The sequence below is a fragment of the Thermohalobaculum sp. genome (assembly GCF_058622915.1).
Window position 1 is genome coordinate 1 of record NZ_JBZSYN010000177.1, and the last position, 13,812, is coordinate 13,812.

The 13,812-nt window shown below is 71.9% G+C and carries 13 protein-coding genes and 2 pseudogenes; 5 read left to right on the forward strand and 10 right to left on the reverse strand.

Going from position 1 to position 13,812, the window contains the following annotated elements:
* The 10 genes and pseudogenes from trmB to AC32QD_RS13460 form a co-directional block, all read right to left on the reverse strand.
* Nucleotides 1–530: tRNA (guanine(46)-N(7))-methyltransferase TrmB (gene trmB, locus AC32QD_RS13415; protein ID WP_492011012.1), on the reverse strand; the 530-nt coding region annotated here is incomplete at its 3' end.
* Between the two features lie 37 nt (nt 531–567).
* A complete protein-coding gene (gene metK / locus AC32QD_RS13420) occupies nt 568–1,743 on the reverse strand; it encodes a methionine adenosyltransferase (RefSeq protein WP_492011013.1) in 1,176 nt (391 codons plus the stop codon).
* A gap of 128 nt (nt 1,744–1,871) precedes the next feature.
* The gene (gene lnt / locus AC32QD_RS13425) at nt 1,872–3,500 is read right to left on the reverse strand and encodes an apolipoprotein N-acyltransferase (RefSeq protein ID WP_492011014.1); all 1,629 of its coding nucleotides are present in this window, start codon (nt 3,498–3,500) and stop codon (nt 1,872–1,874) included.
* On the reverse strand, nt 3,500–4,489 hold the full coding sequence (locus AC32QD_RS13430; protein ID WP_492011015.1) for a hemolysin family protein: 990 nt from the start codon (nt 4,487–4,489) through the stop codon (nt 3,500–3,502). The genes lnt and AC32QD_RS13430 overlap by 1 nt, the downstream gene beginning before the upstream one ends.
* A 5-nt stretch (nt 4,490–4,494) precedes the next feature.
* Nucleotides 4,495–5,055 (reverse strand): rRNA maturation RNase YbeY, encoded by a 561-nt coding sequence (ybeY, locus tag AC32QD_RS13435; RefSeq protein WP_492011016.1) that lies wholly within the window; start codon nt 5,053–5,055, stop codon nt 4,495–4,497.
* Nucleotides 5,052–6,050 (reverse strand): annotated as a pseudogene (locus AC32QD_RS13440) (PhoH family protein). Before AC32QD_RS13440 ends, ybeY begins: the two are co-directional and overlap by 4 nt.
* A gap of 126 nt (nt 6,051–6,176) precedes the next feature.
* Nucleotides 6,177–6,725 (reverse strand): hydrolase, encoded by a 549-nt coding sequence (locus AC32QD_RS13445; protein ID WP_492011017.1) that lies wholly within the window; start codon nt 6,723–6,725, stop codon nt 6,177–6,179.
* Between the two features lie 230 nt (nt 6,726–6,955).
* Nucleotides 6,956–8,296, reverse strand: coding sequence for a tRNA (N6-isopentenyl adenosine(37)-C2)-methylthiotransferase MiaB (gene miaB, locus AC32QD_RS13450; RefSeq protein ID WP_492011018.1), 1,341 nt, complete (start codon nt 8,294–8,296; stop codon nt 6,956–6,958).
* A gap of 101 nt (nt 8,297–8,397) precedes the next feature.
* A complete protein-coding gene (locus tag AC32QD_RS13455; protein WP_492011019.1) occupies nt 8,398–8,829 on the reverse strand; it encodes a Ros/MucR family transcriptional regulator in 432 nt (143 codons plus the stop codon).
* Between the two features lie 167 nt (nt 8,830–8,996).
* Nucleotides 8,997–9,524, reverse strand: a complete 528-nt coding sequence (locus AC32QD_RS13460; protein ID WP_492011020.1) for a GNAT family N-acetyltransferase — start codon at nt 9,522–9,524, stop codon at nt 8,997–8,999.
* A gap of 101 nt (nt 9,525–9,625) precedes the next feature.
* Between AC32QD_RS13460 and AC32QD_RS13465 the strand changes: the two genes are divergently transcribed.
* The 5 genes and pseudogenes from AC32QD_RS13465 to AC32QD_RS13485 all read left to right on the forward strand — a co-directional run.
* A complete protein-coding gene (locus AC32QD_RS13465) occupies nt 9,626–10,243 on the forward strand; it encodes a flavin reductase family protein (RefSeq protein WP_492011021.1) in 618 nt (205 codons plus the stop codon).
* A 34-nt stretch (nt 10,244–10,277) separates the two neighbouring features.
* Entirely contained in the window at nt 10,278–11,153 is an 876-nt protein-coding gene (locus AC32QD_RS13470; RefSeq protein ID WP_492011022.1) for an S-methyl-5'-thioadenosine phosphorylase, read from the forward strand.
* 208 nt (nt 11,154–11,361) lie between these two features.
* Nucleotides 11,362–11,898 carry an adenine phosphoribosyltransferase gene (locus AC32QD_RS13475; RefSeq protein WP_492011023.1) on the forward strand — a complete coding sequence of 179 codons (537 nt, stop codon included), beginning with the start codon at nt 11,362–11,364 and terminating at the stop codon, nt 11,896–11,898.
* A gap of 11 nt (nt 11,899–11,909) precedes the next feature.
* A complete protein-coding gene (locus tag AC32QD_RS13480; RefSeq protein ID WP_492011024.1) occupies nt 11,910–13,514 on the forward strand; it encodes a thiamine pyrophosphate-binding protein in 1,605 nt (534 codons plus the stop codon).
* Nucleotides 13,514–13,812: pseudogene (locus AC32QD_RS13485) on the forward strand (hypothetical protein); the annotation flags it as partial. The gene AC32QD_RS13480 and the pseudogene AC32QD_RS13485, both read left to right, overlap by 1 nt.

The window sequence follows — 13,812 nt, forward strand, 5'->3', positions numbered from 1 at the left end:
AGGTGCAGGCAGGCGCCGGGCGCCATGACCCGGGCCAGCGCGTCCATGTTCTCGGGGCTGACGAAGCGGCGCTTGTGGTGGCGCCGCTTCGGCCAGGGGTCGGGGTAGAGCAGGAAGACGCGGGCCAGCGCGGCGTCGGGCAGCACGTCGATCAGGTCTCGGCAGTCGCCGGGATGGATGGCGAGGTTGGCCACCCCCGCCGCCTCGACCTGCGCGATCAGCTTGGCCACGCCGTTGACGAAATACTCGCAGCCGATCAGCGCCGCCTGGGGGTGGCGCGCGGCCATCTCGACCATGTGCTCGCCGCCGCCGAAGCCGATCTCGAGCCAGACCTCGCGCGCGGCCGGAAACAGCGCCGCGAGGTCGAGCGGGCGGCGCTCGGGGTTCTCGGCCGGGGCCACGCCGGCGATCGCCAGCGCGGCGAGCCGGGTCTCGATCAGCGCGCGCTGGTGCGGGCGCAGCCGCTTGCCATGGCGGCGGCCATAGAGGTTGCGCCGGGGGGGGCCGGGCGGCGCGGCGGACCGGGTCATCGGCTCTGCCTGTGGCGGCCGCGCCGGGCGCGGCGGGTCAGACCGCCGCCTTGAGCGCCTCGGCCAGGTCCAGCTTCTCCCACGAGAAGCCGCCGTCGGCCTCGGGCTCGCGGCCGAAATGGCCATAGGCCGCTGTGCGCCGGTAGATCGGCCGGTTGAGGCCCAGCCGGGTGCGGATGCCGCGCGGCGTCAGCGGCATGACCTCGCGGATGGCGCGCTCGATCCGCTCGGGGTCGACCCGGCTGGTGCCGTAGGTGTCGACATAGACGGCGAGCGGCTCGGAGACGCCGATGGCGTAGGCGAGCTGCAGCGAGCATTTCGAGGCCAGCCCCGCGGCCACCACGTTCTTGGCCACGTAGCGCGCCGCATAGGCCGCCGAGCGGTCCACCTTGGTCGGGTCCTTGCCCGAGAACGCCCCGCCGCCATGCGGCGCCGAGCCGCCATAGGTGTCGACGATGATCTTGCGCCCGGTGAGCCCGGCGTCGCCCTCGGGCCCGCCGGTGAAGAAGCGCCCGGTCGGGTTGACGTGCCACACCGTGTCGCGGTCGATGTAGCCCTCGGGCAGCGCCTCGCGCACATAGGGCTCGATCATCTCGCGCACCTCGGGCGACTCCATCTCCGGGTCGGTGTGCTGGGTCGAGACCACGATGGTGTGCGCGTGCACCGGGCGGCCGTCGCGGTAGCGGATGGTGAGCTGGCTCTTGGAATCGGGCCCGAGCCGGGGCTCGCGGCCCGAGTGCCGCGCCGCCGCCAGCACGTGCAGGATCTTGTGCGCGTAGAGGATCGGGGCGGGCATCAGCTCGGGCGTCTCGTCGCAGGCATAGCCGAACATGATGCCCTGGTCGCCGGCGCCCTCGTCCTTGTTCTCGGCGGCGTCCACGCCGCGCGAGATGTCGGGCGACTGTTCGTGCACATAGCAGTCGATCTCGGCGGTCTTGAAGTGGAAGCCCTTCTGCTGGTAGCCGATCTCGCGGATCGTCTCGCGCGCGATCTCGCACATCTTCGCCGGGCTCGGCGCGTTCTGCTCGCTCACCTTGATCTCGCCCATCAGCACCACGCGGTTGGTCGTGGCCGCGGTCTCGACCGCGACGCGGGCCTCGGGCTCGCGGCCGATGATGTGATCGACGATGGAGTCCGAGATCTGGTCGCAGACCTTGTCGGGGTGGCCTTCGGAGACCGATTCGGAGGTGAACAGATATTCCTTGCGCGCCATGCCGGGCCCTCCCTCTCGCGCGGGGTATTGCATCGTCCGCGCGCCCCCGATGTGGCGGTCCCCGCGGCGGCGTTCCTTTGGCATGCGCGCGCGGACGGGTCAAGCGGGGAAGGCCGGTCGAAAGGCGGTCAGGCGGACGCGCCGTCGCCCTCCGGGTCGCGGCCCCCGCGCCGGCGTCCCACCCGGGCCGAGAGGAACAGCCCCAGCACCACCAGCGCCATCGCCGGCATGTCGCCGAACCGCGCATAGGGCGTGGGCATGAGCGCCGGCGGCAGCGCCGCGTCGATATGCCCGTGCGCCTGCATCGGCAGCGAGGTGACGATCCGCCCGTAGGCGTCGATCACCGCCGAGATGCCGGTATTGGCGGCGCGCACCACCGGCAGCCCCTGCTCGATGGCGCGGCTGCGCGCCTGCGCCAGATGCTGCTGCGGCCCGCCCCAGTCGCCGAACCAGGCGTCGTTGGTCACCTGCAGCATCCAGCCGGGGCGCTGGCCCGCGGGCACCACCTCGCCCGGGAAGATCATCTCGTAGCAGATCAGCGCCGAGAACGGCGGCAGCCCCGCGACGCGCAGGATGCGCGGCCCCGGCCCGGGGGTGAAGCCCTCGCCCGGCACCAGCTTGCTCAACCCCAGGGGCCCGAGGATCGACCGATAGGGCAGATACTCGCCGAAGGGCACCAGGTGGTGCTTGGCATAGCGCGCGCCAATCGAGCCGTCGGGGCGGATCACCATGATCGTGTTCATGTAGCGGTCGTGCCCGTCGACGCGCACGCCGTCGAGCGCGCCCAGGATCACCGGCACGCCGCCCGCGGCCTGCGCGATCTGGGCGCGCCGCGCCGGGTGATAGGCGGGCAGGAAGGGCACCGCCGTCTCGGGCCAGATCACCGCGGCGGGCGGCCCGAGCCTGGCGTCGGGCGGCGCGGCGGTCTGGGCGAGCAGGCGGTGGTAGAAAGTCTGCTCGTATTGCGGCTGCCACTTGAGCTTCTGCTCGGCGTCGGGCTGCACCACGCGCACGACCGGCCCGCCGGCGTCCGACGGCGCGGTCGCGACCCGCGCCGCGCCAGCGAGCCACAGCCCCGCCAGCACGGCCGCGGCCCCGGCCCCGACCAGCCAGCGCCGCTCGGCCAGCGAACCCAGCACCAGCGGCACCAGCAGGAGCGTCAGGAAGGTCACGCCATAGGGCCCGACCCAGGCGGCGGCCTGCATCAGACGCGTGCCCACCCACACATAGCCGGGCAGGCCCCAGGGAAAGCCGGTCAGCACATGGCCGCGGGCATATTCGGCCAGCGTCAGCGCCGCGGCCAGCGCCAGCACCCGCCACCAGCGCCCCTGGGGCCACAGATGCCGCGCCAGCGCGAAGGCCGCCGCCCAGAACAGCGCCAGGAACGCCGGCAGGAGCGACACCGCAAACGGCATCATCCAGGCGAAGTCGGCGGCATCGACCAGGAAGGCGTTGCCGATCCAGTAGAGCCCGGTTAGGAAATAGCCAAACCCCGCCGCCCAGCCGATCGCCGCCGCCGCGCGCGGGCCCGGCGCGGCGTCGACCAGCCACACCAGCACCGGCAGTGCGAAGAACAGCACCCAGGGCTGCGAGAACGGCGCCTGGCCCAGCGTCATCGCCGCGCCGGCGAGCAGCGCCAGAAAAAGCCGCGTCCAGCGTCCACGGGCGTCGAGCCACCGGGCGACCCGGGCGCGCGGCGCCCGGCGGGCCCGTCCCTCGGTCAGGCTCTGCGTCAGGGTCTCCCCCTCGGCCGGCACTACTCGGCCGCCTGCCGCGTCTCGGGCAAGCTGCCCTCGCCCTCCCGCCTCAGCGTCAGGCGCAGCCGCTTGACGCGGCGCGGATCGGCGTCGAGCACCTCGAACTCGTGGCCGTCCGGGTGGGCGACGATCTCGCCGCGCGCCGGCACGCGGCCCGTGAGCATGAACAGCAGGCCGCCGAAGCTGTCGACGTCCTCCTCCCATTCCTCGGGCAGAAGCTCGACCCCCTCGACCTGCTCGAAGTCGCGGATGTCGGCGCGGGCGTCGATCAGGTAGACGCCGTCCGATTCCTGCGTCCACTCGGCGGGCTCCTGCTCGTCGTGCTCGTCCTCGATGTCGCCCACGACCTGCTCGACCAGGTCCTCGATGGTCACCAGCCCGTCGACGCCGCCGAACTCGTCGATCACCAGCGCCATGTGCACGCGCGCCGCCTGCATGCGCTGCAACAGCGCGGCGATGCGCATCGAGGGCGGCACGAACAGCGCCTTGCGGATATGGCCCGCCAGGCGGAAGGAGTCGGCCTCGTGCGGCGCGCCCACACCATAGGCCAGCGCGATGTCCTTGAGGTGCACGAAGCCCAGCGGGTCGTCCAGCGTCTCGCGGTAGACCGGGAGGCGCGAGAACTCACCGCGCGCGAAGGCGGCCATGACCTCCTCCAGCGTGGCGTCCTCGGCCACGGCGACGATGTCGGCGCGCGGCACCATGACGTCGGCGACCCGCTGCTCGCGCATGCGCAGGATGTTGGCGACCATGGCGCGCTCGGCCGGGGTGGCGTGGCGCAGCTCGTGGACCAGCTGGGTGCTGAGCTCCGCCTCGGCCTCCTCGTCGCCGTTGAACGCGCTCGAGGCGCGGTGCATCAGCCAGGCGAGGAACGATCCGCCGTGGCTACTGTGGTCGGCCCCGGAGCCGGCCCCGGGGTCGGCCCCGGTATCGCCGCTGCCGTGTTCCCGGCCCTCGGCCGAATGCGGCGAACTTGGTCCTTCGTCCATTTTCCTCAGTCCGGATGCGGCCGGGCCGCATCCCCTCGCGAATAGGGGTCCGCGACACCGATGCGCGCCAGCGCTTGCGTCTCGAGCCCCTCCATCGTCTCGGCGTCCGCCTCGGTGGCGTGGTCGAAGCCGAGCACGTGCAGGCACGCATGTAAGATCAGGTGGAGAGCGTGATCTTTCAAGGGGATTCCGGCGGCCGCCGCCTCGCGCCGCGCGGTCTGCAGCGCGATCGCCACATCGCCGAGCGGCCGGCGGGAGCAGGCGGGCGCGGGCGATGCCGCCGCCGGGGGGGCCGGCGGCAGCCCGCCGGGGCGCATGGGCGCGAGCGCGAAGGCGGGCCAGCTCAGCACATTGGTCGGCCCCGCCCGGCCGCGGAAGTCGAGGTTCAGCCGGGCGATGCGCGCATCGTCGCAGGCCAGCACCGAGATCGTCCAGCCCGCCGGCTCGAGCCCCGCCGCCTCGAAGGCCAGCCGCGCGGCAGTGCCGGCGAGGCGCTCGAGCCCGGGCAGCTCGGCCAGCCAGGCGGGATCCTCCACCACCAGATCGACCAGGTCGCCGCCGCTCACCGTGGCTTGGTCCCCGCGGCGTCGTAGGCCTCGACGATGCGCGCGACCAGCGGGTGGCGCACCACGTCGGCCGAGGTGAAGCGCACGAAGCCGATCTCGGGCACCGCCTCGAGCACGCGCATCGCCTCCAGGAGCCCCGAGCCGGTGCCGCGCGGCAGGTCGATCTGGCTGGGGTCGCCGGTCACGGCCATGCGCGCGCCCTCGCCCAGCCGGGTGAGGAACATCTTCATCTGCATCTCGGTGGTGTTCTGCGCCTCGTCGAGCACCACGAAGGCATTGGCCAGCGTGCGCCCGCGCATGAAGGCCAAGGGCGCCACCTCGACCTTGTTCTCCTCCATCAGCCGGGCGAGCTACTTGGTCGGGATCATGTCGTCGAGCGCGTCGTAGAGCGGGCGCAGATAGGGGTCGACCTTCTCGCGCATGTCGCCGGGCAGGAAGCCCAGCCGCTCGCCGGCCTCGACGGCCGGGCGCGACAGGATGATGCGGTCGACCTTCTGCTCGAAGAACATCGAGACCGCCGCCGCGACCGCGAGATAGGTCTTGCCGGTGCCGGCGGGGCCGAGCCCGAACACCAGCTCACGGCCGAACAGCTCGGCGACATAGGCGCGCTGGGTGTTGGAGCGCGGCTCGATCACCCTGCGCCGCGTGCGGATCTCCATGCGCCCGCCGGGGAACATGTCGAGCTGGGGCTCGGCAGGGGGCACGCCCTCCTCCTCGGCAGCGCCGCCCAGCCGGATCGCGGCATCGACGTCGCCGGGCTCCACGGCGCGGCCGCGCTCGAGCCGGGCATAGAGCCCCTCGAGCGCCTCGGCGGCGCGGGCGCGCTGCTCGGCGGGCCCGTGCAGCGCCAGCCGGTTGCCGCGGCGCATGATGACCACGCCGAAGCCCTGCTCGATGGCGGCGAGGTGGCGGTCGTGCTGGCCGCACAGCTCGATCAGCAGGCGATTGTCGGGGAACTCGACAAGGGTCTCGTCCAGCGCCTCAGGCATGTTCATGTCCTTGAGGGCGGAGTTTGCCACGTAGACCTTGCATCCCTTGCCGCAGGTGAACCCAATATATGGTGGCGCGGAACGTCTCCGGGCGCAAGGGCAAAGACGCGCGCACGTGACTGATGTAGTCCGTTACTTGATCAGGGGTAGCAGCGCCTTGAAGGCCGGGGTGCCGGCCTGGCCCAGCCACTCGAACACCACCATCTCGGTGGTGACGATGCCCGCGCCCAGCGCCTGCAGGCGGTCGAGGCAGGCCTTCTCGGACTCGAGCGTGCGCGAGGAGGTGGCGTCGGTGACGACGAACACCTCGATGCCCTCGCGCATCAGGCTGGCCGCGGTCTGCACCACGCAGATATGCGCCTCCATGCCGGCGATCACCGCCTGGGCCCGCCCGGTGGCGCGGAAGGCCTGGGCGAAGCCCGCGTCCTCCATGCACGAGAAGTGCATCTTGGGCAGGACGCGGGCGTTGGCCGCCTCACCCGCCCTGGCCAGCTCGGGCACGGTGTGGCCCAGCCCCTTGGGGTATTGCTCGGTCATCAGCACGGGCACGCCCAGTTCGTGAGCCGCGGTGACCAGCACGCGGGCGTTCTTGATGGTCCGCGCCGGGGCCTGCATGGCGGGGACCAGCCGCTCCTGCATGTCGATCACGACCAGGCAGGAATCGGCGGCACGGATCAGCATCGGGGTTTCCATGCCCGTCAGGATAGGGGCGCCCGGTAGCGCGGTAAAGCGCGCGTTGTCCGCGCGGCGGCGCGCGCTCAGGCGGCGGCGCACAGCGTCCCGGCACCGTTAACCATAATTCGCGTTCACAAAAAAATAACCGTGAAATCAATGCATTGAAAGAATGTGCAATGTGCACACCCCGGGCGAGCCCCCGAACAGGGCAACATCCCGCGCCGCGCCGGCGCCGCTCAGGCGGCCAGCCGCCCGGCCAGCGAGTGCGGCGCCGCGCCGGTCACGGTCACCTCGACCAGCCGGCCGGCGAGGCCCGGCTCGCAGTCGAGATGCACCGGCTGCAGATAGGGCGAGCGCCCGACCATTTGCCCGGGGTGCCGCCCGGGCTTCTCCACCAGCACGGGGAAGCGGCGCCCGACGCAGGCGCGCTGGAACGCCGCCTGCTGCTCGTCCAGCAGCGCCTGCAGCCGCGCCAGCCGCTCGGCCTTGACCGGCTCGGGCACCTGCTCGGCGTCGGCCGCCGGGGTGCCGGGCCTGGGCGAGTACTTGAACGAGTAGGCCTGCGCATAGCCGACCGCGCGCACCAGCGCCATGGTCGCCTCGAAGTCGGCCTCGGTCTCGCCGGGGAAGCCGACGATGAAGTCGCCCGACAGCGCAATGTCGGGCCGCGCCGCGCGGATGCGCCCGACCAGATCGAGGTAGCCGGCGGCGGTGTGGCGCCGGTTCATGGCTTTCAGCACCCGGTCCGAGCCCGCCTGCACCGGCAGGTGCAGATAGGGCATCAGCTTGGCCTCCTCGGCATGGGCGGCGATCAGGTCCGCGCTCATGTCGCGGGGGTGCGAGGTGGTGTAGCGGATGCGCGCCAGCCCCTCGATCAGCGCCAGTTCCCGGATCAGCCGCGCCAGGCTCCAGTCGTCCCCGCCCGCGCCCGCGCCGTGATAGGCGTTGACGTTCTGGCCCAGAAGCGTGATCTCGACCACGCCGCGCGCCACCAGCGCGCGCGCCTCGGCCACGAGCTTGGCGGCGGGGCGCGAGACCTCGGCTCCGCGCGTGTAGGGCACCACGCAGAAGGCGCAGAACTTGTCGCAGCCCTCCTGCACGGTGAGGAAGGCCGCCGGCGCGCGGCGTGCCCGCGGCGGCTGGGGCAGGTGGTCGAACTTGTCCTCGGCCGGGAACTCGGTGTCGAGCACGGGCGCGCCCAGCGCCCGGCTGCGCGCCACCAGCCCGGGCAGGCGGTGATAGGCCTGCGGGCCGACCACCACGTCGACCATGGGCTGGCGGCGCTGCATCTCGGCGCCCTCGGCCTGGGCGACGCAGCCGGCCACGGCCACGGTCATGCGGCCGCCCGCGCGCGCCTTGGCCTCGACGAGCGGCTTGAGCCGGCCAAGCTCGGAATAGACCTTCTCGGCCGCCTTCTCGCGGATATGGCAGGTGTTGAGGATGACGAGGTCGGCGCCCTCGGGACCGTCCGCCGGCGCATAGCCGTGTGCAGCCAGCGCACCGGCCATGCGCTCGCTGTCGTAGACGTTCATCTGGCAGCCATAGGTCTTGATGAAGACCGTCTTGCGCTCGCCCATCGCTGGTCACCCGCCGGCAAGGCCCGAACGCGCCCCGGGACGGCTCCCGCGGCGCGCCGCCTCTCTAGCGCGCCGGGGCGCGCCGCGCAACGGGCGCCGGCTCAGCCCGACTTCTTGCCCCGTCCGCCGGTGGGCTTGCGGCCCAGCCCGATCTTCTTGGCCAGCTCCTGGCGCTTGCGCGCATAGGCCGGCGCCACCATCGGGTATTCCGCCGGCAGGCTCCAGCGCGCCCGGTACTGGTCAGGCGTCATGTCGTGGTCGGTCTTGAGATGCCGCTTGAGCATCTTCATCTTCTTGCCGTCCTCGAGGCAGACGACGTAGTCGTCCTGCACCGAGCGCTTGATCGGCACCGCCGGCTTGAGCTCGACCGCGGGCTCGGCCGCCGCGCCGCCAAGCTGCGAGAGCTTCGAGAAAACCGTCTCGATCAGCGAAGGAAGTTCCGTCGTCGAGACAGCGTTGTTCGAGACATGAGCTGCGACGATGTCGGAAGTTAGCGCCAGGAGCTCGCTATGATCAGTGGTGGCTTCAGCCATCTTGGTCTCCGTTCTTTCGTCCCTCAACGCGGCGCTGGCAGGAACATTTTACACATAATATTGCAGACGCGCCGGCATGATCCTAATTTAGACATCCGCGACGCCGATTGCAAATAATTAAGAAGCCTATTCCGAACAGGATCGCTTTTGGCTCAGAACTCGTCTGGTCATTTCTCTGGGCTCGGCCCCTCCCAGCGGTGCACCATGCCCGTAACACCGGACATGGCGCCCTCAACTAGTTCTTTCGCAAGTAAACGATTCATATTGACCGGCTTGGGAAAATCCAGTGCAAGGGCCAGATCGCGCCTGAACCCGAAGCGCCCGTAATAGGGCTCGTCGCCGACCAGGACCACCCGCGCCCAGTCCTGCCTGCGCGCCTCCTCCAGCGTCTCGAGGATCAGGAGCGCGCCCAGCCCCTCGCCCTGCCGCGTGGGGTGCACGGCGACCGGGCCGAGCAAGAGCGCGGCGTGGCCGCGCCCGTCCGGCCGCGCGCCGATGCGCACCGGCCAGTAGCGGATGGCACCGGCCAGCGCGTCATAGTCGTCGCGCGCGATGCGCGACAGCGAGGCGAGCGGCGCCACCCCCTCGCGCAGCTGGTACGAGCTCAGCGCGTGCCGGCCGGGGGCGAAGGCCAGGTCGAGCAGCATCTCGACCTCGTCTGTGTCGGCCGGCGTCTCGGGCAGGAGGCGAAACATGGGCGGGCGGCTGTTGCCTTGGCACGGGAAGGCGCTATCAGTGGACACCGCCGTTAGCATGCGGCCCCCTGCCCTGACCAGACCGCGCACCGGAGAGAGAGATGTTCTACCGCCCCGCCGACGGCCACGGCCTGGCCCACGACCCGTTCAAGGCGATCGTGACGCCGCGCCCGATCGGCTGGATCTCGACGCTGGACGCCGTGGGCCGCGCCAACCTTGCCCCCTACAGCTTCTTCAACGGCTGCGGCGACGCACCGCCCTTGGTGATGTTCTGGCAGTCGGGCCGCAAGACCCGGCCCGAGCCGGTCAAGGACTCGATCGCCAACATCCGCGCCACGCGCGAGTTCGCCTGCAACATCGTCAGCCACGCGCTGCGCGAGGCGATGAACGTCTCCTCGGGCCGCTACGCGGCGGGCGAGGACGAGTTCGCGCTGGCCGGCCTGACCAAGGCGCCGGGCGTGGCGATCGGCGCGCCGCATGTGGCCGAATCGCCCGCCGTGCTGGAATGCCGGCTGGTGCGGATCGTCGACGACCTGCCGAGCTGGCACGCGCATGCCTTCAACATCATGGTGATCGGCGAGGTGGTGGGCGTGCATGTCGACGAGCGCTGCCTGCGCGAGGGCCGCTTCGACGTGCTGGCCTACAACCCGGTCGCGCGGCTCGGCTACATGGACTACACCACGGTGCGCGAGGTGTGGGAGATGAACCGGCCCGGCTGAGCGGCGCGGCCGGCGCCAGCACGAGGGGAGCGGGATGACCAAGATCGGCGTGATCGGGGGCAGCGGGCTTTATCAGATCGACGGGCTCGAGGACCCCGAGTGGGTGACGGTGGACAGCCCCTGGGGGCAGCCCTCGGACCAGGTGCTGACCGGCACCATCGGCGGCACCGAGGTCGCCTTCCTGCCCCGCCACGGGCGCGGCCACCGGCTCAGCCCCACCACCATCAACTACCGCGCCAACATCGACGCGCTCAAGCGGCTGGGGGTGAGCGACGTGATCTCGGTCTCGGCCTGCGGCTCGTTCCGCGAGGAGATGGCGCCGGGCGACTTCGTGCTGGTGGACCAGTTCATCGACCGCACCATGGCGCGCGAGAAGACCTTCTTCTCCACCGGCTGCGTCGCGCATGTGAGCATCGCCGAGCCCGCCTGCGCGCGGCTGCGCGCGGCCTTGTCCGGGGCGGCGGCCAGGGCCGGCGTCAAGGCGCATACGGCCGGCACCTACCTGGTGATGGAGGGGCCGCAGTTCTCCACCATGGCCGAGAGCAGGCTCTACCGCGAGGTCTGGGGCTGCGACGTGATCGGCATGACCAACATGCCCGAGGCCAAGCTCGCCCGCGAGGCCGAGCTTTGCTACGCCACGGTGGCCATGGTCACCGACTACGACTCCTGGCACCCCGACCACGGCGAGGTCGATATCACCTCGATCATCCAGACCATGACGGCCAATGCCGAGAAGGCGCGCGCGCTGGTCGCCGAGGTGGTGCCGGCGCTGGGTGGGGCGCGCGGCCCCTGCCCGCATGGCTGCGACCGGGCGCTGGAGTTCGCGCTCTTGACCGCGCCCGACCAGCGCGACCCGGATCTGCTAGCCAGGCTGGATGCGGTGGCAGGCCGCGTGCTGGGACGCGGCTGACGCCCGCCATGGGTCCCGGACCCGATCCGGGACCGCCTCGGCCCGAGGCCCGAGGCCCGGGGCATCCCTGGGGCACCCCCGCGGCAGGCCGGGGCCCAAGGCGCCGGTTGCCTTCCGGCCCGAGCCTCCTACTATCGGCGCAGCCGTTGTCGGCGCGTCCCATATCCGCGCCCCCGATATCTGCGCCTGTTGGACGGAGCCGCCTGCGATGACCGAGAAGCCGCTCACCGACTACATCCGCACGATCCCGGACTTCCCCGTGCCGGGCGTGCTGTTTCGCGACGTGACCACGCTGTTCGCGCACCCCGAGGCGTTCCGCCGCGCGGTGGACGACCTGTGCGCGCCCCACGAGGGCGGCGCGCTCGACGTGGTCGTGGCGATGGACGCGCGCGGCTTCATCCTGGGCGGCGCCGTGGCCTACAAGCTGGGCCTGGGCTTCGTGCCGATCCGCAAGAAGGGCAAGCTGCCGGGCAAGACGGTGGTCGAGTCCTACAAGCTCGAATACGGCGAGGCGGTGGTGGAGATCCACGACGACGCCTTCCACGCCGGCACCCGCGTGCTGCTGATCGACGACCTGCTGGCCACGGGCGGCACCGCGGTCGCCGGCATCAGGCTGATCGAGCGGCTGGGCGGGCAGATCGTCGCCGCCTCCTTCGTCGTCAACCTGCCCGATCTGGGCGGCGAGAAGCGGCTCAAGGAGATGGGCATCGAGATCCACACGCTGTGCGCCTTCGAAGGCGACTGAAAGGGGGACCGATGAACGGGGCCGACCTGATCGCCCGGCGGCTTTACGCCGCGGGCTGCCGCACCGCCTTCGGCATACCGGGCGGCGAGGTGCTGGCGCTGGTCGACGCGCTGACGCGCACCGGCATCCGCTTCGTGCTGACCCGCCACGAGAACGCCGCCGGCTTCATGGCCGAGGGCGTGTGGCACGCCACCGGCGCCCCGGGGGTGCTGGTGGCGACCGTGGGCCCGGGCATCGCCAACTGCCTCAACGTGGTGGAGAACGCGCGCGAGGACCGGGTGCCGCTGGTCGTCATCTCGGGCATGATCGACGCGTCCGAGCAGGCGCGCTACACGCACCAGGTCTTCGACCATTCGGAGGTCTTCCGCCGCGTCTCCAAGGCCTCCTTCGTGGTGCCGGACCGGGCCGTGGACACGGTGATCGACAAGGCGCTCGGGATCGCGCTCACCGGCCGGCCGGGCCCGGTGCATCTCGACCTGCCGATCCGCGTGGCCGAGGGCGAGCAGCCCGCGCCGCGCGGCCACCACCGGATGCCTGCGGGCCCGACCGCCCCGGCGGAGGGGCCCGAGCTCGAGGGCGCGCGGGCGATGTTCGCCGCGGCCGAGCGTCCCGTGCTGATGGTCGGCCTCGACGTGCTGAACGAATCGGGCGGGGCGCAGGCGGTGCGCGCCTTCGCCGAGCGCCACGGCATTCCCGTGGTGACCAGCTACAAGGCCAAGGGTGTCATGGCCGAGGACCACCCGCTATCGCTGGGCGGCCACGGGCTGTCGCCCAAGTCCGACCGCATCGTGCTACCCGTCTTCCAGGCCGCCGACCTGGTGATCTCGGCGGGCTACGACCCGGTCGAGATGCGCCTGGGCTGGCAGGACCCCTGGGACCCGGCCAGGGCGGTCGAGTTCGCCCACGCGCCGAACGAGCACGACATGCACGACGCGGCGCACGCCTGGGTGTGCTCGGTCGCGGGCGGGCTGGCGGCGCTGGAGAACGGGCTGGCGGCGAAGCCCGGCTGGCCCGACGACACCCCGGCGCGGATCCGGCGCGAGCTGGACGCGGCCTTCGCGCCAAGCGCCGAATGGGGGCCGGACCTGGCCATCGCCGAGCTCATGGCCGCGGCGCCCTCGGACACCACCATCACCATCGATTCGGGCGCCCACCGCATCCTGCTCAGCCAGATGTGGCTCGCCAGGCACCCGCGCGGCGTGCTCGAATCCACCGGGCTGTGCACCATGGGCTGCGCCCTGCCGCTCGGCATCGGCTTCAAGCACGCGCTGCCCGCCGCTCCGGTGGTGGTCTTCACTGGCGACGCCGGGCTCGAGATGGTGCTGGGCGAGCTGGCGACCCTGCGCGACCTCGGCCTGCCGCTGGTCGTCGTGGTCTTCGTCGACCGCTCGCTGGCGCTGATCGAGATGAAGCAGCGGCGCGGCGTCATGCAGAACGCCGGGGTGGACTTCCAGCGCACCGATTTCGCGCTGCTCGCCCGCGTCTATGGCGGCCACGGCATCACGGTCTCGGGCCCGGGCGAGGCCGGCCCCGCGCTTGCCGAGGCGCTGGCCGCCGAGACCTTCACGATCATCGCGGTCGAGCTGCCCCGCCGCGCCTATGACGGGCTGTTCTGATGCAGCGGCCCGCCCGCAGCTTCTCGGACGTTCCCTTCGGCGCGCTCGACGCGCTCGACGCGGATGTCGCGGTGTTCGGCGCGCCGCACGGCACGCCCTACCGGCCCGGCGAGCCGAGCCACGCGGCCGCCGCGCCGGCCGCGATCCGCGGGGCGCTGGAGTGGTATTCGGTGGCGCGCACGCATCTCGACATGGATACCGGCGGGCCGGTGATGGGCGCGGCGCAGGTCGTCGACCTGGGCGACGTGCCGGGCAGCGTGAGCGACGGCGCCGCCAACCGCGGGGGGAGCCGATGGAC

Bases quoted from the DNA above. Each gene is read 5' to 3' on its own strand.
- metK (WP_492011013.1), bottom strand. From the start codon at position 1,743: ATGGCGCGCAAGGAATATCTGTTCACCTCCGAATCGGTCTCCGAAGGC.
- AC32QD_RS13430 (WP_492011015.1), bottom strand. From the start codon at position 4,489: ATGGACGAAGGACCAAGTTCGCCGCATTCGGCCGAGGGCCGGGAACAC.
- AC32QD_RS13445 (WP_492011017.1), bottom strand. From the start codon at position 6,725: ATGCTGATCCGTGCCGCCGATTCCTGCCTGGTCGTGATCGACATGCAG.
- miaB (WP_492011018.1), bottom strand. From the start codon at position 8,296: ATGGGCGAGCGCAAGACGGTCTTCATCAAGACCTATGGCTGCCAGATG.
- AC32QD_RS13455 (WP_492011019.1), bottom strand. From the start codon at position 8,829: ATGGCTGAAGCCACCACTGATCATAGCGAGCTCCTGGCGCTAACTTCC.
- AC32QD_RS13460 (WP_492011020.1), bottom strand. From the start codon at position 9,524: ATGTTTCGCCTCCTGCCCGAGACGCCGGCCGACACAGACGAGGTCGAG.
- AC32QD_RS13465 (WP_492011021.1), top strand. From the start codon at position 9,626: ATGTTCTACCGCCCCGCCGACGGCCACGGCCTGGCCCACGACCCGTTC.
- AC32QD_RS13470 (WP_492011022.1), top strand. From the start codon at position 10,278: ATGACCAAGATCGGCGTGATCGGGGGCAGCGGGCTTTATCAGATCGAC.
- AC32QD_RS13475 (WP_492011023.1), top strand. From the start codon at position 11,362: ATGACCGAGAAGCCGCTCACCGACTACATCCGCACGATCCCGGACTTC.
- AC32QD_RS13480 (WP_492011024.1), top strand. From the start codon at position 11,910: ATGAACGGGGCCGACCTGATCGCCCGGCGGCTTTACGCCGCGGGCTGC.